Source organism: Citrobacter sp. C6_1, from assembly GCF_014596835.2.
Classification (GTDB): domain Bacteria; phylum Pseudomonadota; class Gammaproteobacteria; order Enterobacterales; family Enterobacteriaceae; genus Citrobacter; species Citrobacter pasteurii.
This window is the reverse complement of the sequence record NZ_CP115031.1, coordinates 342,310-360,927: the sequence shown is the minus strand read 5'-3', so window position 1 is coordinate 360,927 and position 18,618 is coordinate 342,310. Positions and strand designations below refer to the sequence as shown.

Sequence of the window (18,618 nt, the reverse complement as noted above, 5' to 3'; positions counted from 1 at the left end):
GATGCAATAAGCTATTTCTCCATTGATTTCAGACGCCTTCGTTCTCCGCCATCCACAATCCATACAAGTTTGCCAGCATGTAGCCTTCTTCATTCGCGTGCAGCGCCACCGTAAACTCTTTCAGCAGTGCCTGATGGATCAATAAAATAGTCGGCCAGAGATGAGATTGCGCCAGCTCCTCCAGCAGCTCACCATCCAGCGCTTCAATCACCTCGCCCTGGCGACTGCGCATTAGCGCACTCGCCATATGCATCATCGCCATGGTTCCTTGCTCGCTGTGAACCGGCAAACGCCATTCTTCTTCCAGCCGCCTGACTACCTGCAGCATACCGCTGCAAATATCCTTGTCGATAACACCTGCTTCACACAGCAGGCTCAGCCTGTTTTCCATGTCGTTCGCCTTCACCTAATAACTGGGTTCCTGTTCACCGTTCGCCACACGTTGTTGGTGGGCAAGCAGCGCCTCTTTATTAACAACTGCCCGCAGTAGCTGTTGCATCGGATAATCCTCTGCCCGGGTCAGCACTACCGCCTCCGTGGCCTGCAGAAATCGCGGATCGTTGGTAAGCGGTGTGGCTTCTAATCCCAGTACCGCCAACTCAGCTTCTGCCACCACGTTCCAGATCACCGCATCGACATCTCCTTTCGCGATGCGCTGCAAGCTCTCGTGATAGGGCATATCGATCAGTTCAACGTCCCGGCCACCAAAACAGGCATCGGTCATGATTTTCTGATCCGCCGAGCGATTATCGAGTCCGACCCGTTTTACCGCGGCACATTCGCCCTTGCGACAAATCAACTGGTGTTCGCCGACGTAGGTATGCGGCCCCAGCGCCAACGTGATGCGCAATCCATCCCGGGCAAGGTAACTTTCCGCCGCCAGACGAGAAACCACCGCCATGTCGTAGACGCCGTTTAGCAGGCATTCCACGCGAATATCAGCCCCACGCATGTGTGCGTAATAAAACGGGATCCCATCGAACTGCGCTTTCAGCCCACTCGCCAGCCCTTCATATAAACGGGTGTAAGGCAGCGGCATCGCACAGACCACGTTATTAATATCCACATGCTTAAGCAGCGTACGATTATCCATCTCCACCAGGTAACTACCATTACGCCCACGACGCTCAATACGGATAGCCCCTGACGATTCCAGTGTTTTTAGCGCGGCCTGCGTTAATCCCACCGACGAGTGGCATTCGCTCGCCAGTTCATCAATGGTTTTCAAACGGTTACCACACTTTTCACCGAGCAGGTAACGGGCCAGAGTTGTCAGTACAACCCCTTCCTTCTTGATAAATGTCCGACTCATTATATATTTTCAGTAAATTGAATATTTATATCTTCATTAAAATGAAGATATAACGCAAAGAGGAAATATGCAAACGGCGAGGTGCTTCACAGTTTTTGCTACTCACAAACGAACAGGCGAAAAAAAACCGGGTGTAACCCGGTTTCTTCAGCAACGCAGAAAGTATTACGGCCTGGCAACAAAGCCAATAGCTTCATACACGGCTTTCAACGTAACAGAGGCCCGCGCGCTGGCTTTTTCCGCACCCTCTTTCATCACTTTCTGCAGGAAGGCTTCATCGTTACGGAAACGGTGATAGCGCTCCTGGAGTTCCGTCAGCATGCCGGAGACAGCTTCTGCGACTTCACCTTTCAGATGACCATACATTTTGCCTTCGAAGTGCTGTTCCAGCTCCGGAATGCTCTGGCCGGTGACCGCAGAGAGGATATCCAGCAGGTTGGAGACGCCCGCTTTTTCTTTCACATCGTAACGAACAACAGGCGGCTCTTCCGAGTCGGTCATCGCGCGTTTGATTTTTTTGACGACTGATTTCGGGTCTTCCAGCAGGCCGATGACGTTGTTGCGGTTGTCATCAGATTTTGACATTTTCTTCGTCGGCTCCAGCAGCGACATGACGCGCGCGCCGGATTTTGGAATGAACGGCTCCGGCACTTTGAAAATGTCGCCATACAGGGCGTTGAAGCGCTGGGCGATGTCGCGGCTCAGCTCCAGATGCTGTTTCTGATCTTCGCCAACCGGGACCTGGTTGGTCTGATACAGCAGAATATCTGCCGCCATCAGTACCGGATAATCAAACAGGCCGGCGTTGATGTTCTCCGCATAGCGTGCGGATTTATCTTTGAACTGGGTCATACGGCTCAGTTCACCGAAATAGGTGTAGCAGTTCAGTGCCCAGCCTAACTGTGCATGTTCCGGCACGTGCGACTGGACGAAGATGGTGCTTTTTTCAGGATCGATACCGCATGCCAGGTACAGCGCCAGCGTATCCAGCGTGGCTTTACGCAGCTGCTGAGCGTCCTGACGAACGGTGATAGCATGTTGGTCAACGATGCAGTAGATGCAATGGTAGTCATCCTGCATGCTCACCCACTGACGCAGCGCACCCATATAGTTGCCAATGGTCAATTCACCTGAGGGCTGTGCGCCACTAAAAACGATGGGCTTAGTCATTTTTTGATTCCTGATTTTCGCTATGCGGAAGCCCGAGAGCGGGCAGTAGTTCATTAATACGGTCGTAAATAACGTCAGGCTGGCTCAGCGCGATCGACTCGCCGTAGTTGTAGCCATACGTCAGGCCAACGGATGGACAACCAGCAGCTTTTGCCGCCTGAATATCATTGCGTGAATCCCCTACGAAGAGCATTTGCTCAGGCTTGATGCCAAGCCGGCTTGCCACCAACAGCAGCGGGTCCGGATGAGGTTTTTTATTCTGCACGTCGTCACCACCGATGACCACGCTAAAGTATTTGGCGATATCTAACGCCTCAAGCAATGGCGCGACAAACGGCGTCGGTTTGTTGGTTACCAGACCCAGCGGCAATCCTTTCGCATGCAGTGCGCCCAGCGTGTCGGCAACATCAGGGAACAGGAATGTCCCCTCTTTTGCGACATCGCCGTAGTATCTGTCGAACAGCTTGCGCAAAATACGCACCTGTTCCTCGGCGGGGATATCATCATCAACGGGCGGTTTGCCCATCGTTTTACGTAAGGTCGCACGCTCCTGACGAGACCACGCCAGCGCGCGCTCCATCAGGACATCTGCGCCGTTACCAATCCAGGTGATAACGCGTTCTTCACCGGCCACCGGCAGTTCCAGCGCATACAGCGCCATATCTACCGCAGCGGCTAATCCCGGCGCGCTGTCAACCAGCGTGCCGTCGAGGTCAAATGCTACGCCCCGAATATCCTGAAACTTATCCATGACTTACCTTCGCCAGTTCATTGCGCATTTCATCAATGACTTTTTTGTAGTCTGGTTGGTCGAAAATAGCAGAGCCTGCGACAAACATATCCGCACCCGCAGCCGCGATCTCACCAATGTTATTCACCTTAACGCCACCGTCCACTTCCAGACGAATGTCATAGCCAGACTCATCAATACGACGACGTACTTCGCGCAGCTTATCCAGCGTTTGCGGGATAAAGGACTGTCCACCAAAACCTGGGTTAACAGACATCAGCAGGATCACATCCAGCTTATCCATGACATAGTCCAGATAGCTCAGCGGCGTTGCAGGGTTGAACACTAGCCCCGCTTTACAGCCATGCTCTTTGATCAGTTGCAAAGTGCGATCGACGTGTTCGGAGGCTTCCGGGTGAAAAGTAATGATGCTGGCACCGGCCGCTGCGAAGTCAGGGACAATACGATCAACAGGCTTCACCATCAGATGAACATCAATCGGAGCGGTGATGCCATATTTACGCAGCGATTTCAGTACCATCGGGCCGATGGTCAGGTTCGGCACGTAGTGGTTGTCCATGACGTCGAAGTGAACGACATCAGCGCCCGCGGTCAGCGCTTTCGCGGTGTCCTCACCCAGGCGGGCAAAATCAGCCGACAGAATTGAGGGGGCAATCAAATACTGTTTCATCCGCTTCTCCTTGAGAATTATTTTTTCGCAGGCGTTGCGACTCCTGGTTTGTATAGTGCCAGCAGTTCGTTCACCTTTTTACGTGTGCCGCCGTTGCTGCTTATACTGCGCCGCACTTTGACCTGAAAATGTTTCGCCGCTCGATACCATTCGCGGGTATCCGGCGTGTCATGATTCGAAATTAACACCGGGATCTGCTTACTGACCAACTTTTCTGCCATCTCGGCCAGATGCGCCTGCTCTTTCGGGCTAAAGCTGTTGGTATGATACGCGGTGAAATTTGCCGTCGCCGAGAGCGGTGCATATGGCGGGTCACAGTAGACCACAGAGTTGATATCCGCGCGATCCATGCACTCTTCATAGGAGAGGCAATGGAACTCTGCATTTTGCGCTTTTTCGGCAAAATGGTACAACTCGGCTTCCGGGAAATAGGGTTTTTTATAACGACCAAAGGGGACGTTAAACTCACCGCGCAGGTTATAACGGCATAACCCGTTATAGCCAAAACGGTTGAGATATAAGAACAGCACTGCACGTCGGAACGGGTCCTGGCAGGCATTAAATTCTTCCCGGAACTGGTAGTACACCTCAGCCTGATTCGTTTCAGGCATAAACAGCTCACGTGAAGCCTGCACATACTCATCGGTACGCGTCTTCACGATGTTATAGAGACTGATAAGGTCGCTGTTGATATCGGCAAGAATATAACGAGAAAAGTCGGTGTTGAGAAACACCGACCCGGCACCCACGAAGGGTTCAATCAGGCACTCACCCTTAGGTAAATGCCGTTTGATATCATCAAGCAGGGGATATTTCCCCCCTGCCCATTTCAAAAAAGCGCGATTTTTTTTCATGCTGACTAACTAATTACACCTTCTCCGGCTGTGGAGAAAGCTCCGACAGCATCCTGCGCTTTAGTCTTTGTCCCGCAATTGGGCGAAACAGCAAACCATTGCAGAACATATCCTATCTTACTTCAAATCGGCCTGAACCTGGTGCAGCGGTTTTGCCCACGGGTTTTTCGCCTGAATGTCGGCGGGTAACGTAGACACTGCACGTTTCGCATCTTCTTTAGACGCATACACGCCCGTCACCAAAACATACCACGGTTGACCGTTACGCGTCGTCTGGTACACCACGTAGTTCTTCAGGTTCTCTTTCTTCGCCCAACCATTCAGGTTGTCGTAGTTAGAGGAACTGCTGAGCTGCAGCGTGTAGTGACTGGATGGCGCTGATTTTAACGCGCCAACGTTCCCTGCACTTTTCGCACCACCAGCAACCGGTGTTGCTGTCGTTGGTGCGGGTGTTGCAGTCTGCTGAGCTGGCGCGGTGCTTGCCGTTGCTTTTGGCTCAGTTGACGCTTTAGGTGTAGCGGTTACCACTGGCGCTTTCGTTGTTGTCGTCGGCGCGGTCGCGGTCACAGTCGGTTTCGTCTGAGCGACAGGTTTCGGCTCTGTCGGTGTCGCTTTTACCGTGGTCTGCGGCTTGCTCTTCGGCTCAATAACAGCCTGTTTGCGTTCCTGATGTGCAGCTGAAGTACGTTCTGCTGGCTCAGTCTTCGCAGTCTGACGCCCTGCATTGCCATTGCGAACTGGTGCTACGGTAGCAGGTTCAGTTGGCAGCGTAGAGTTGACTACGACGTTGTTAACCTGTGCCTGACCTTGCGGCTGCGTCAGCGCATTGTTCAGATCGCCCTGAACTTCAACGCGCTGCTGACCTTCTGCTGTGACAGGTGCCTGGCCTTGAGTCGGGGTTGAGGAAATCGGCGGCAGAGAAACATCCTGCTGCGTATTGCCAGCGGTCTGCTCAGCACCCGTCGCAGGCATTGTGGTGTTCGCCTGATCCGTCGCATTGCTGCCAGAAAGATCGATGCTCTTCTCACCAGGCGCAGCCTGTTCGCTGGAAGAGGAAGATGAGGGGGCCTTCAGTGCGGAACCGATACCGACAATCAGCAGCAGCAGTACCAGAACACCCACACCCATCATAATGTACTGACGGGAGGCTGGTTTACTGACCGCTTTTTTACGCTTGCGTGGGCGACGTTCTACACGTTCTTCATCCACAGCATCGTCATCAGATTCATAGTCTTCTTCAATGTCCTGCTCTTCATCACGCTCTTTACGTGCCCGCGCAGGACGGCGATCGTCGGCATCCAGATCAACATCATCAAAATTGATTTGCGGCTCATTATCGCGTTCAGACGATTGACGAGAACGACCAGTACGACGATCGCTGGGATCGGGTTTCAGCTCGTCTTCTGGTTTGAATTCATCCATTTAACACCCCACTCAAAGGTTAATGCTTACGACTTTGCACATAACCTGAAGCTAAAAGACTTACGCTTTACAACGCAAGCCTGACCTTTCTTGTTGTTACGCCTGCTGGCAATCAGCAATCGCGTTAAGAACCACCTCGTGCGACACTCCGCCGCGCACTTCACTCTTCCCTATCGCCTGCGGAAGCACTAAACGAATCTCTCCCGCCAACACTTTTTTATCTCGCAGCATGTGCGGCAAATAAGCCTGTGTAGACATTTCACGCGGCCCATTCACCGGTAAACCTGCGCGCTGCAACAGCGTAATAATGCGCTGCGTTTCAGCGGAGGTAAACTGGCCCAACCGTTCTGACGTGCGGGCAGCCATTACCATACCTGCTGCGACGGCTTCACCATGTAACCAATTGCCATAACCCATTTCAGCTTCGATAGCATGGCCAAACGTGTGTCCCAGATTCAGTAAAGCACGTAAGCCCATTTCGCGCTCGTCCGCTGCGACAACTTCTGCTTTCAGCTCACAACAACGGCGAATACAGTACGCCATTGCCGGACCATCCAGACGTAATAATGCGTCCAGATTTTCTTCCAGCCAGCTGAAAAATTCACCGTCAAGGATGATGCCGTATTTGATCACTTCCGCCAGGCCCGATGCCAATTCACGCGCAGGAAGCGTTTTCAGACAGTCGAGATCCACCACCACGGAAGCTGGTTGGTAAAACGCGCCAATCATGTTTTTACCGAGGGGATGGTTTACGGCGGTTTTACCGCCTACGGAGGAGTCAACCTGCGACAACAGCGTTGTCGGGACTTGAATAAAACGAACACCACGCTGATAGCTGGCTGCTGCAAAACCGGTAAGATCGCCAATCACGCCGCCGCCAAGTGCGACCAGCGTGGTATCGCGACCATGCGGTTTTTGCAGTAACGCAGTGAAGACCGTATCCAGAACCGTCAGACTTTTATACTGCTCGCCATCGGGAAGGATAACGCTATCTACGTTAACACCCGCCTGTTCAAGTACGCCGCGAACCTTATCGAGATAAAGGGGAGCCAGGGTTTCGTTGGTCACCAACATAACCTGATCGCCCGATTTCAGCGGTAAGAATGAAGCTGGCTCATTAAACAAACCAGCCGCGATGGTGATAGGGTAACTACGTTCCCCGAGAGTGACTGTAATCCTCTCCATTACGCGACATCCACCTTAGTTACTTGTACCCGCAGACGAGTGTGTATTCAGCCAGAACTAGTTGCTTTCCAACATATGAATAATCTGGTTTGCTACGACTTTCGCGCTCTGATCGTCGGTGCGAATGGTCACGTCGGCAATCTCTTCATACAGAGGGTTGCGTTCGTCAGCCAATGCTTCCAGAACTTCACGCGGCGGCGATTCTACCTGCAGCAGCGGGCGTTTCTTGTCACGTTGAGTACGTGCAAGTTGTTTTTCAATTGTCGTTTCAAGATAGACCACGACGCCACGCGCGGAAAGACGGTTACGTGTTTCACGTGATTTTACAGAGCCACCGCCAGTTGCCAGCACAATACCCTGTTTTTCCGTCAACTCGTTGATGACTTTTTCTTCGCGATCACGGAAGCCGTCTTCACCTTCTACATCGAAGACCCAGCCCACATCAGCTCCGGTTCGTTTCTCAATCTCTTGATCAGAATCGTAAAATTCCATATTGAGTTGTTGAGCTAACTGGCGCCCAATAGTGCTTTTTCCGGCACCCATAGGCCCAACCAGAAAGATATTGCGTTTCTCTGCCATTTTTTCGGTACTACTAAGACTATTCGTTAATGGTAAACCCGCTTCGCAGACACCCAGCGCAGCAGGACATGAACTGAAACCTCATAAGATATTGCGAGAGTCAGACTGAAAATTATCTCAATACTCAAGCGGGTTTGGCAACTGAATAAATCACCAAACCTTACGCATTTCTGGTCGTGGCAGGCATGCTACCCTGCAAACATCTGACCTGACGACGTGTCGTGTAGCCAAATGACGCCAAATAAGCCTATGACACACCACCGGAAAGGCGAAGCGTATTCACTGCTGCATAAGTAAAGAAAAGTCCCGACACTCAAATCGGTACTCCTTGTATGCTAAATACACCCGCACGTCAAATCTCTGAAACGTGTTCAGCGCAAAAACAACGGGTTTTCATGCATAAGTTATTCTGTTGGGACCAGTCTGGGCGTGATAAAAACCACTAACTCACGCCGCTCATCTTCTTTACCATCATGACGAAAAAAATGGCCGAGCAACGGAATGTCGCCGAGTAACGGCACACTGTCAGCGGCTGATTTATTTTTATGTGAAAAAATCCCGCCCAACGCGATCGTTTCACCGCTCTTAACCTCCACCAGGGTTTCAATTTCCTGCTTATCGATAGCCAGCACTTCGCCATCAGCCTGCTGTAGCACCTGCCCGGGGACATTCTGGCTAATATGCAGTTTCAGTCTGATCCGCCCTTTCTGCAGCACAGTCGGCGTTACCTCCATCCCCAGCACCGCTTCTTTAAATTCGACGGAAGTCGCGCCGCTTTCACCACTGGAGACCTGATACGGGATTTCACTACCCTGCTTAATACTGGCAGGTTGCAGATGAGAAGCCAGTAATCGAGGGCTGGCAATGATGTCGAGCTGCTGTTTTTGCTCCAATGCGGACAACTCAAGCTCCAGCAAACGACCATTAATGCGGCCAATATTAAATCCCACCCGCGATGTTGCAGTAGACACGGAAAGATCGCTGGCAAGCGTGGTGACATTCCCCACCGCCCCTGGCAATTGTGCATCTGCCAGCGACCACTTCACCCCCAGCTCACGCAAACTTTTTTCATTAATCGTGACGATATGCGCCGCCAGCTCGACCTGTTCAACGGGCAAGTCCATTTGCGCCACCCACTGTTCCAGTATGTTTAGCGCAACAGGATTGTCTCGCAGCAGTAAGCGGTTGGTACGTTTATCGACCGTTATACTTCCTTTAGTACTCAGCAGTTTTTCACCGGCTTTTGCCAACTCGGCGGCATCCGCGTATTGCAAAATTATGCTGCGATGTTCCAGCGGCAAACCGGCCTGAATCCGCGCTTGTTCACTCTCCTGACGGGCTGTATTGTCGTTTTGCCAGCGTACAGTATGCACATGCAGGATGTTTCCCTCCTGACGTAACACCAGTCCGGCGCTTTTTATCACCGTCTGCAATGCCTGTTTCCACGGCACATCCGTCAGATGCAATGACAGCACGCCACTGACATCCGGTGACACCACCAGATTTTTCTTCTCCTGCACCGCCAGCGCCTGCAGCACCTGTACAACGGGAACATCATCCACCACCAGCGTCACGTTTTGTGCTTTCCCAGCCAGCACGCTGGGTATTACGGTCATCAGCACGATGACTATCCACCGCTTCATTCGCCTCTCCTTGTCGTTGCCACTGCCACCGTGATGGCTCACAATCGTTCCCTGTGTCGATAGTTACGCTTTGGGCTGTCACCTGAGATACCCTCCAGATGCTATTCAGAACATCTCGTTGCTCGACCCTCCGCCATTTGTGTTGACCATCCTGCATAAAACCAATTGAGCGCCCTCCCTGGATCACCGCCCCCTGATAACGCCATGCCGACAACTCAGCCAGCCGGCAGAGATCCTCTGGTGGCTGAAAGGGATTGCGCATGCCGGTCAACAGCAGCACGCTAAAACACGCGAACAGCCAGCGCTTAGTCATCATTCAGACGCTCCAGCTGTATCGTCAACAACACGTCAGCATCTTCTGCACTAAGAGAAAACTGACTCGTACTCATCCCCTGCTCCGCCAGTCGGGCAAACACCTGAGGGACCGCATCCCACGCAGTTTTCAGCGCCAGTTCGCCTCCCCGTACGGAGGGTTGCCAGTGGATCAGACGTGTAAGAGAGCTTTGATATACCAATGGGGAAAAAGGAACCGGCCTCGCTTCAGAAGGAGAAAAGGGCTGTTCAACCGATGACGCCAGCAGATACAGATTGCGCCATTGTTCCTGAATCGCCACGCGTTGACGGACTAATGCTGCCTGCTGCGCTTTGCGTTGCTGCTCTGCAGGATAAAGGCACAACAGCGCAGCTGCGATCAGAACCAACATCCAGCCGCCCCAGCACAAAAGTCGAAACCGCGGCGTCTGCGCTAACCAGCCATCACAAAGCGTCTGCATGCATAACGCTCCGTATCAGACGATAGTGAAACTGCCAGTGTCCCTGCGCATCTTGTCGCGTTTCCCCTGAGCTTCCCAACTGAAAACCAGGGTGTTTACGTAATTGCGACTCCAGTCTATGAAGCACAGCAACGTTCAGCGTCAGCCCTGTCAGCTCCAGCGTATCCTGCTGCCAGGTCATTCCTGTTAACCACGCCTGTTCTGGCAGCAACCCGGCCACCCCTTGTAAAACAGACTGCCAGCTTCGCATCTGTTCACGCCGTTTTTCTCTTTGTTGCGCCTGCTGCCATTGTTGTTGACGCTGTTGCAGGCGCGGCTTGAGCGCTATCAGGGTTTCAGCCCGCATTTTTTCGGCATCAGCCAGCAGTACATCGACCCGATTATCTACGCGAGAAAGCGCGTAATAACCCAATGCGATACCCACAATTGCCAGTAAAGATCCACTCAATAACGCTCCCCACCATTGCAGACGGTCATATCGCCGTGACTGACGCCAGGGCAAAAGATTGATGGTCGCCGTCATCAGTACACACCTCCCATCGCCAGCCCAAGCGCAACAGCAAAGTTGTGGCTATCCGTAGGAATCGGTGGCTGGCGAACGGACACCGCATTTAAAGGATCAAAACCACCGGCGTCACATAGCGCAATATCCGCAGGGCAAAGAGATAATGCCGCGGCAAGCGCGTCGATATCGTCAATTTCCCCCGTTGATTTACGTCCCCATGCCGAACGGGTCGCCCATAACCACTGGGCGTCATCACGCCAGACCAGACACTGTTGATGTTCTGGCAGGTAGGGAATTAATCGCTGTAACGCGCTGGCATCCGGCGTAATGGCCGTAACCTGTACTTTCAGGGGATGCATCAGTGTCAGGAGTGCCGATATTTCTTTGCTTTGTGCCGCCGTCACGTTGAACGCCGGGCTTAGCGTGTCTTCGCTATAATCAAACTGCAGCGCATCCGGCTCCATATCCAGTTCGCGAGCCATTGCCCCAGACAACCATGCCGTTTGCTCTGGTTCGCGCAGGGTCATTGCTGGACGGGGTAACTTTTTTTGTAACGTCCTGTTGGCCGGAAAAGAAAGGTGAATATGGTGCCTGTGCGGTAGCTCACGGCTCCACGGCAGGAGCACCGCAGTAAGCTGTTCCGGCTCACGAATGAGCCCATCAACGACAACCTGATGTGCCAACGGCATACGCCACCAGCGTTGTAGGAGCCAACCGGATGCGTCACGGACGATAGCGACAGCCAGCACGTCATGTTGCTGAATATGCAGACCAATTTCCCATATACGAAAAGCCATTGCTGATGATCTCCTTATCACCCGTTCCTTCCACGGGTATATCAATGCGTCTGGCTTGCCTTTATACTACCGCGCGTTTGTTTATAAACTGCCCAAATGCCACTAAATGGGAAATCTCCAGTGAAGTTCGTAAAGTATTTATTAATCCTTGCAGTATGTTGCATCCTGCTGGGAGCAGGCTCGATCTATGGCCTCTATCGCTATATCGAGCCACAATTACCTGACGTCGCGACGCTAAAAGATGTGCGTCTGCAGATCCCAATGCAGGTTTACAGTGCTGACGGCGAACTCATCGCGCAATATGGCGAGAAACGTCGAATTCCGGTTACGCTGGATCAAATGCCGCCGGTAATGGTTAAAGCCTTTATCGCCACAGAAGACAGCCGCTTCTATGAGCACCACGGGGTGGACCCGGTGGGGATCTTCCGTGCGGCCAGCGTCGCGTTGTTCTCCGGCCACGCCTCACAAGGGGCAAGTACCATTACCCAACAGTTGGCGAGAAACTTCTTCCTGAGTCCGGAACGTACGCTGATGCGTAAGATTAAAGAAGTGTTCCTGGCTATCCGTATTGAGCAATTGCTGAGTAAAGACGAGATCCTTGAGCTTTATCTGAACAAGATCTATCTGGGGTATCGCGCCTATGGCGTGGGTGCTGCCGCGCAGGTCTATTTCGGTAAAACGGTGGATCAACTCAGCTTAAGCGAAATCGCGGTGATTGCCGGTCTGCCAAAAGCGCCGTCAACCTTCAACCCGCTCTATTCGATGGACCGGGCAACTGCGCGCCGTAACGTTGTACTGTCGCGTATGTTGAGCGAAAACTACATCACCCAGGCCCAATACGATCAGGCGCGTAGTGAAGCGATCGATGCCAACTATCACGCGCCGGAAATCGCTTTCTCTGCGCCGTATCTGTCCGAGATGGTGCGCCAGGAGATGTATAACCGTTATGGCGAGAAAGCCTATGAAGACGGGTATCGCATCACCACCACCATTACGCGCAAAGTCCAGCAGGCGGCTCAGCAGGCAGTACGTAACAACGTGATGGATTACGACATGCGCCACGGCTACCGCGGCCCGTCGAACGTGCTGTGGAAAGTGGGCGAAAGCAGTTGGGACAGTAAAAAAATCACCGATACGCTAAAAGCGCTACCGACCTACGGCCCGTTGCTACCCGCGGTTGTCACCAGCGCCAACCCACAGGAAGCAACCGCTGCGTTGGCGGATGGAACATCGGTGTCATTACGTATGGAAGGTATGCGCTGGGCGCGTCCTTATCGTTCGGATACCCAGCAAGGCTCGACGCCGCGTAAAGTAACCGATGTGGTTCAGGCCGGGCAGCAAATCTGGGTACGCCAGGTTGGCGACGCCTGGTGGCTGGCGCAAGTGCCTGACGTTAACTCCGCACTGGTCTCCATCAACCCGCAAAACGGCGCGGTGCTGGCGCTGGTTGGTGGTTTTGACTTCAACCAGAGCAAGTTTAACCGTGCCACCCAGGCATTACGCCAGGTGGGTTCTAACATCAAACCTTTCCTGTATACCGCCGCGATGGATAAAGGTCTGACGCTGGCGAGCATGCTCAACGACGTGCCGATCTCCCGCTGGGATGCTGGTGCCGGCTCCGACTGGCAGCCGAAAAACTCACCGCCGCAATATGCTGGCCCTATCCGCTTACGTCAGGGGCTGGGTCAGTCGAAAAACGTGGTGATGGTTCGTGCCATGCGCGCCATGGGTGTGGATTACGCGGCAGAGTATCTGCAGCGTTTCGGCTTTCCGGCACAGAACATTGTGCATACTGAATCACTGGCGCTGGGTTCAGCCTCGTTCACTCCGCTGCAGGTTGCTCGCGGCTACGCGGTAATGGCAAACGGTGGATTCCTGGTCGACCCGTATTTCATCAGTAAGATTGAAAGTGATATGGGTGGCGTTATCTTTGAGGCAAAGCCAAAAATTGCCTGCCCGGAATGTGATATCCCGGTAATTTATGGCGATACGCAGAAGTCTAACGTGCTGGAAAACAGTAACGTTGAAGATGTTGCGGTATCTCAGGAACAACAAAACGCCGCCGTGCCAATGCCACAGCTGGAACAAGCTAACCAGGCGCTGGTCGCACAAAGCGGAACGCAAGAATACGCACCACACGTCATCAACACGCCGCTGGCCTTCCTGATCAAGAGCGCGTTGAACACCAATATCTTTGGTGAACCAGGCTGGATGGGAACCGGCTGGCGTGCAGGACGCGATTTACAGCGCCATGACATCGGCGGGAAAACCGGGACAACCAACAGCTCGAAAGATGCATGGTTCTCCGGCTACGGCCCAGGGGTTGTGACCTCGGTATGGATCGGGTTTGATGATCATCGTCGCGATCTCGGACATACGACGGCATCCGGCGCGATCAAAGACCAAATCTCCGGCTACGAAGGTGGCGCGAAGAGTGCACAGCCTGCGTGGGATGCCTACATGAAGTCCGTGCTGGAAGGTGTGCCTGAGCAGCCGCTGACGCCGCCGCCGGGTATCGTAACGGTCAATATCGATCGCAGCACTGGTCAACTGGCAAGTGGTGGCAACAGTCGCGCAGAGTATTTCATTGAAGGCACTCAGCCGACGCAGCAGGCGGTGCATGAGGTGGGGACGACCATTATCGATAATGGTGAGACGCACGAGTTGTTCTAATCTTTTGCCGGATGACGACGCCAGGGGCGTCTTATCCGGCCTACATTTTCGGCGCAATTATTTGAAAGTGCTGAACTCTGTAGGCCGGATAAGGCGTCAGCCGCCATCCGGCAATATAAACTACAATCGCCCCAGCCCTTTCAGCCATTCGCGCACGAGGAACAGCGCACTGACATTACGCGCTTCGTGAAAATCAGGATCCTCCAGCAGATCCATCAAATGCGCCAGCGGCCAGCGCACCTGTGGCAATGGCTCGGGCTCGTCACCTTCCAGCGACTCAGGATAAAGATCCTCAGCGACCACAATATTCATCTTGCTGGAGAAATAGGAAGGCGCCATGCTGAGTTTTTTCAAAAACGTCAGGTCCTTCGCACCGTATCCCACTTCTTCTTTCAGTTCACGGTTAGCCGCTTCAAACACGCTTTCACCCGGATCGATTAACCCTTTGGAAAAACCAAGCTCGTAGGATTCGGTTCCGACCGCATACTCGCGAATGAGGATCAGGTGATCATCCACAATCGGCACAATCATTACCGCTTCGCGCGTGGATGGGCGCATACGCTCATAAACACGACGTACGCCGTTGCTGAACTCAAGGTCCACGCTTTCGACTTTAAACAGCCGGGATTGTGCGACGGTTTCCACTTTCAAAATCGTGGGTTTTTGTAATGATTTGCTCATCATGAGGATCTTTGCTGTGAAATCTGGGGTTATTGTGCGATATACAGCACGGTTTCGGCAATGTGAATTGCCGTTTATTTACATTTATGTAACGTACTAAAAGTTAATCCCTATTTCAAATTAAAAGTCAATAGGTTGAAATAACTCCAGGAATTTGCTGATATTCCATTTTTGGTGATTTTGCTATTATTCGCATTTATTGGGCTGTACTTAAAGATGCTCAAGTTCAACTCCACACTTGCCGATAGCCAACCACAGAATCACGAATATTGAACAGGGTGCGACTGACCACGCCTGACAGACTAAGTAAGATGGGGAAAGCATGAGCACCATTCTGATTTTTTTAGCTGCTTTGCTGGCCTGCTCATTGCTTGCAGGGTGGCGATTCAGATCAAAATTCAGACAACAAAAATTACCGTTGAGCAACGTCTTCTCTGACGCCTCTAAGCGCAAACTAACACCCGAAGAACGTGGCGCGGTCGAAAACTATCTCGAAAACCTCAGTCAAATTCAGCAGGTGCCTGGCCCAACAGGTGCCAGTTCGGCACCTGTATCGTTAACCCTGAATGCCCAAAGTAATAGCGTCATCGTACTGACGCATTCAATTACGCGCTATGGCATCACCACCGACGATCCGAATAAATGGCGCTACTATCTCGACTCCGTCGAAGTGCATTTGCCTCCCTTCTGGGAACAATACATCAATGACGAAAACAGCGTTGAGCTGATCCACACCAATACGTTGCCGCTGGTTATCTCGTTGAACGGTCATACGTTGAAAGAGTATATGCAGGAAGCGCGCGGCTACGCCCTACAGCACACCGTGTCTACTCAGGCATCTATTCGTGGTGAAGAAAGCGAGCAGATTGAACTGCTGAATATTCGTCAGGAAACGCATGAAGAATACGCTCTCAGCCGCCCGTCGGGATTGCGCGAAGCGTTACTGATTGCCGCATCATTCCTGCTGTTCTTTTTCTGTTTAATCATACCAGACACGTTCGTACCGTTGACCGCCGGTGGCGCGGTGTTGCTGCTGGCTGCCGGTCTGTGGGGCCTGTTTGCACCACCGTCTAAAACGGCTCTACGAGAAATCCACTGTCTGCGTGGAACTCCACGTCGCTGGGGGCTGTTTGGTGAAAACGATCAGGAGCAAATTAATAATATCTCCCTGGGTATTATTGACCTGATTTATCCACCACACTGGCAGCCTTACATTGCGCAGGATCTCGGCCAGCAAACGGATATTGATATCTATCTGGATCGCCATGTTGTCCGCCAGGGGCGTTTTTTATCTTTGCATGACGAGGTGAAAAACTTCCCGTTGCAACACTGGCTACGCAGCGCCGTTATTGCCGGCGGTTCTTTGCTGGTATTGCTAATGCTGCTGTTTTGGGTTCCGTTGGATATGCCAATTAAACTTACGCTTTCCTGGATGAAAGGGGCGCAAACTGTTGAGGCCACCAGCGTTAAGCAACTGGAAAAGGCAGGCGTTCGCGTGGGCGACACGCTGCATCTGAGTGGCACGGGGATGTGTAACATCCACACTCAGGGGAGCTGGAACGCACAACCCGCGACACCTTTTATGCCATTTGATTGTTCGCAGATTATATGGAATGACGCGCGCGCCCTGCCGCTGCCTGAGTCCGACCTGGTCAATAAGGCGACCGCACTGACCCAAAGTGTTAGCCGCCAACTGCATCCCAAACCCGACGATGACTCTCGCGTCAGCTCATCATTACGCTCAGCCATTCAGAAGTCCGGCATGGTGTTGCTGGATGATTTTGGCGATATTGTCCTGAAAACCGCCGATCTGTGTGCCGCCGAAGATGAATGCGTACGCCTGAAAAATGCCCTGGTTAACCTGGGTAACAGTAAGGACTGGAACGCTCTGGTTAAGCGAGCAAACGCCGGGAAACTGGATGGTGTGAATGTGCTGTTGCGTCCGGTAAGCGCCGAATCACTGGATAACCTGGTGAATACCTCAACGGCACCGTTCATTTCACGCGAGACCGCCCGGGCGGCTCAGGCACTGAATAGCCCTGCCCCCGGTGGTTTCCTGATTATCAGTGACGAAGGCAGCGACCTGGTTGATCAGCCGTGGCCTGCGACTTCGTTGTACGACTATCCGCCACAAGAGCAATGGAACGCTTTCCAGCGCCTTGCCCAGATGCTTATGCAAACGCCATTTCGCGCTGAAGGGATTGTCACCAACATCTCGACCGACGCCAACGGTACCCAGCACATTGGCCTGCACCGGATCCCGGATCGTTCAGGTTTATGGCGTTACCTTGGCACCACGCTGCTGATGCTCTCCATGCTGGGATGCGCTATCTACAACAGCGTTCAGGCATGCAGGCGCTACCAGCGTCATCGTTCGCGCATCACGGAGATTCAGGAATATTACGAGAGTTGCCTGAATCCAACGCTGATTGAAGACCCAGAAAGCCTGATTCGATAACACGCCCGCGCGACGGAATATGCTACCCTGTCGCGCATCTTGTTTTCCTCTGGGGAGTTTCCATGCACATAGATATTGCCTGGCGGGACGTCGACACCGTTCTGCTGGATATGGACGGTACGCTGCTCGATCTGGCATTCGATAACTATTTCTGGCAAAAACTGGTGCCGGAAACCTACGGCGCGCAACAGGGTATCTCTCCCCAGGAAGCCCAGGAATTTATTCGTCAGCAGTATCATGCCGTACAGCATACGCTAAACTGGTACTGCCTGGATTACTGGAGCGAACGCCTGGGTCTGGATATATGCGCCATGACAACCGCACAGGGACCACGCGCCGTACTGCGTGAAGATACGGTACCGTTCCTTGATGCCCTGAAAGCGAGCGGCAAACGTCGTATTTTGCTCACCAATGCGCATCCGCATAACCTGGCGGTGAAGCTTCAGCATACCGGTCTGGCCTCACACCTTGATTTATTACTTTCCACCCACACATTTGGTTATCCCAAAGAGGATCAGCGGTTATGGCACGCTGTCGCTGAAGAAACGGGAATGAGTGCAGAGAAGACGTTGTTTATTGACGACAGCGAACCGATTCTCGACGCCGCTGCTCAATTCGGCATTCGTTACTGCCTCGGCGTAACCAATCCCGACTCCGGTACAGCGGAAAAACAGTATGCACGTCATCCGTCATTGAATGACTACCGCCGACTGATCCCCTCACTGATGTGAAGGAGACGCCATGAAAGAAAAGCCCCCTGTCGAAGTCAGGCTGGATAAATGGCTGTGGGCAGCACGCTTTTATAAAACGCGCGCAGTCGCCCGCGAAATGGTTGAAGGCGGTAAGGTGCATTACAACGGGCAGCGCAGCAAGCCGAGTAAGATTGTCGAGCTAAATGCCACCCTCACCCTGCGCCAGGGAAATGACGAACGAACGGTCATTATTAAAGCCATTAGCGAGCAGCGTCGCCCGGCAACTGAAGCCGTTATGCTGTATGAAGAAACCGCGGAAAGCGTGGAAAAACGCGAAAAAATGGCGCTGGCGCGTAAACTTAACGCGTTAACCATGCCGCACCCGGACAGGCGACCGGACAAAAAAGAGCGCCGCGACCTGTTACGATTTAAACACGGCGACAGCGAGTGACT

At 52.8% G+C, this 18,618-nt stretch carries 19 protein-coding genes; 4 read left to right on the top strand and 15 right to left on the bottom strand.

What is annotated here, in order from left to right; genetic code table 11:
- Positions 1-28: 28 nt before the first annotated feature.
- The 14 genes from IB196_RS01715 to IB196_RS01650 form a co-directional block, all read right to left on the bottom strand.
- A complete protein-coding gene (locus tag IB196_RS01715) occupies positions 29-391 on the bottom strand; it encodes a PRD domain-containing protein (protein ID WP_182289718.1) in 363 nt (120 codons plus the stop codon).
- Between the two features lie 15 nt (positions 392-406).
- Positions 407-1,312: a GntR family transcriptional regulator YhfZ gene (yhfZ, locus tag IB196_RS01710; RefSeq protein WP_182289716.1), complete on the bottom strand. Its 906-nt coding sequence runs from the start codon at positions 1,310-1,312 to the stop codon at positions 407-409.
- A 165-nt stretch (positions 1,313-1,477) separates the two neighbouring features.
- Positions 1,478-2,482 carry a tryptophan--tRNA ligase gene (gene trpS, locus IB196_RS01705; protein WP_155021671.1) on the bottom strand — a complete coding sequence of 335 codons (1,005 nt, stop codon included), beginning with the start codon at positions 2,480-2,482 and terminating at the stop codon, positions 1,478-1,480.
- Positions 2,475-3,233: a phosphoglycolate phosphatase gene (gene gph, locus IB196_RS01700; RefSeq protein WP_182289714.1), complete on the bottom strand. Its 759-nt coding sequence runs from the start codon at positions 3,231-3,233 to the stop codon at positions 2,475-2,477. The genes trpS and gph overlap by 8 nt, the downstream gene beginning before the upstream one ends.
- Complete coding sequence (rpe, locus tag IB196_RS01695; RefSeq protein WP_040231743.1) at positions 3,226-3,903, bottom strand: ribulose-phosphate 3-epimerase; 678 nt, start codon at positions 3,901-3,903, stop codon at positions 3,226-3,228. The genes gph and rpe overlap by 8 nt, the downstream gene beginning before the upstream one ends.
- A gap of 17 nt (positions 3,904-3,920) precedes the next feature.
- Positions 3,921-4,757 (bottom strand): adenine-specific DNA-methyltransferase, encoded by an 837-nt coding sequence (gene dam, locus IB196_RS01690; protein ID WP_040231742.1) that lies wholly within the window; start codon positions 4,755-4,757, stop codon positions 3,921-3,923.
- A gap of 117 nt (positions 4,758-4,874) precedes the next feature.
- Positions 4,875-6,179, bottom strand: a complete 1,305-nt coding sequence (gene damX / locus IB196_RS01685) for a cell division protein DamX (RefSeq protein ID WP_188232013.1) — start codon at positions 6,177-6,179, stop codon at positions 4,875-4,877.
- 96 nt (positions 6,180-6,275) lie between these two features.
- Positions 6,276-7,364 carry a 3-dehydroquinate synthase gene (gene aroB / locus IB196_RS01680; protein WP_005121642.1) on the bottom strand — a complete coding sequence of 363 codons (1,089 nt, stop codon included), beginning with the start codon at positions 7,362-7,364 and terminating at the stop codon, positions 6,276-6,278.
- 57 nt (positions 7,365-7,421) lie between these two features.
- A complete protein-coding gene (gene aroK / locus IB196_RS01675) occupies positions 7,422-7,943 on the bottom strand; it encodes a shikimate kinase AroK (protein ID WP_003023552.1) in 522 nt (173 codons plus the stop codon).
- A gap of 404 nt (positions 7,944-8,347) precedes the next feature.
- On the bottom strand, positions 8,348-9,586 hold the full coding sequence (gene hofQ, locus IB196_RS01670; RefSeq protein WP_005121641.1) for a DNA uptake porin HofQ: 1,239 nt from the start codon (positions 9,584-9,586) through the stop codon (positions 8,348-8,350).
- Positions 9,498-9,902: a HofP DNA utilization family protein gene (locus tag IB196_RS01665; RefSeq protein ID WP_072041457.1), complete on the bottom strand. Its 405-nt coding sequence runs from the start codon at positions 9,900-9,902 to the stop codon at positions 9,498-9,500. Before IB196_RS01665 ends, hofQ begins: the two co-directional genes overlap by 89 nt.
- Positions 9,892-10,359, bottom strand: a complete 468-nt coding sequence (locus IB196_RS01660; RefSeq protein WP_005121640.1) for a hypothetical protein — start codon at positions 10,357-10,359, stop codon at positions 9,892-9,894. The genes IB196_RS01665 and IB196_RS01660 overlap by 11 nt, the downstream gene beginning before the upstream one ends.
- Positions 10,343-10,882 carry a PilN domain-containing protein gene (locus IB196_RS01655; RefSeq protein WP_188232012.1) on the bottom strand — a complete coding sequence of 180 codons (540 nt, stop codon included), beginning with the start codon at positions 10,880-10,882 and terminating at the stop codon, positions 10,343-10,345. The genes IB196_RS01660 and IB196_RS01655 overlap by 17 nt, the downstream gene beginning before the upstream one ends.
- Positions 10,882-11,661, bottom strand: a complete 780-nt coding sequence (locus tag IB196_RS01650) for a hypothetical protein (RefSeq protein ID WP_005121638.1) — start codon at positions 11,659-11,661, stop codon at positions 10,882-10,884. The genes IB196_RS01655 and IB196_RS01650 overlap by 1 nt, the downstream gene beginning before the upstream one ends.
- A gap of 120 nt (positions 11,662-11,781) precedes the next feature.
- Here IB196_RS01650 and mrcA point away from each other — a divergent pair, with 120 nt between their 5' ends.
- Positions 11,782-14,334, top strand: a complete 2,553-nt coding sequence (mrcA, locus tag IB196_RS01645; protein WP_005121637.1) for a peptidoglycan glycosyltransferase/peptidoglycan DD-transpeptidase MrcA — start codon at positions 11,782-11,784, stop codon at positions 14,332-14,334.
- Positions 14,335-14,454: 120 nt separating this feature from the next.
- Here the strand turns inward: mrcA and nudE are convergent, their stop codons facing one another.
- Positions 14,455-15,015: an ADP compounds hydrolase NudE gene (gene nudE, locus IB196_RS01640; RefSeq protein ID WP_040231782.1), complete on the bottom strand. Its 561-nt coding sequence runs from the start codon at positions 15,013-15,015 to the stop codon at positions 14,455-14,457.
- A gap of 322 nt (positions 15,016-15,337) precedes the next feature.
- On the opposite strand from nudE, the gene igaA reads away from it, so the two are divergent.
- The 3 genes from igaA (at position 15,338) to hslR (ending at position 18,616) form a co-directional block, all read left to right on the top strand.
- Complete coding sequence (igaA, locus tag IB196_RS01635) at positions 15,338-17,473, top strand: intracellular growth attenuator protein IgaA (RefSeq protein WP_188232011.1); 2,136 nt, start codon at positions 15,338-15,340, stop codon at positions 17,471-17,473.
- Positions 17,474-17,535: 62 nt separating this feature from the next.
- Positions 17,536-18,204, top strand: coding sequence for a GMP/IMP nucleotidase (yrfG, locus tag IB196_RS01630; protein WP_005121633.1), 669 nt, complete (start codon positions 17,536-17,538; stop codon positions 18,202-18,204).
- A 10-nt stretch (positions 18,205-18,214) separates the two neighbouring features.
- Complete coding sequence (gene hslR, locus IB196_RS01625; protein ID WP_048213553.1) at positions 18,215-18,616, top strand: ribosome-associated heat shock protein Hsp15; 402 nt, start codon at positions 18,215-18,217, stop codon at positions 18,614-18,616.
- Positions 18,617-18,618 lie beyond the last annotated feature (2 nt).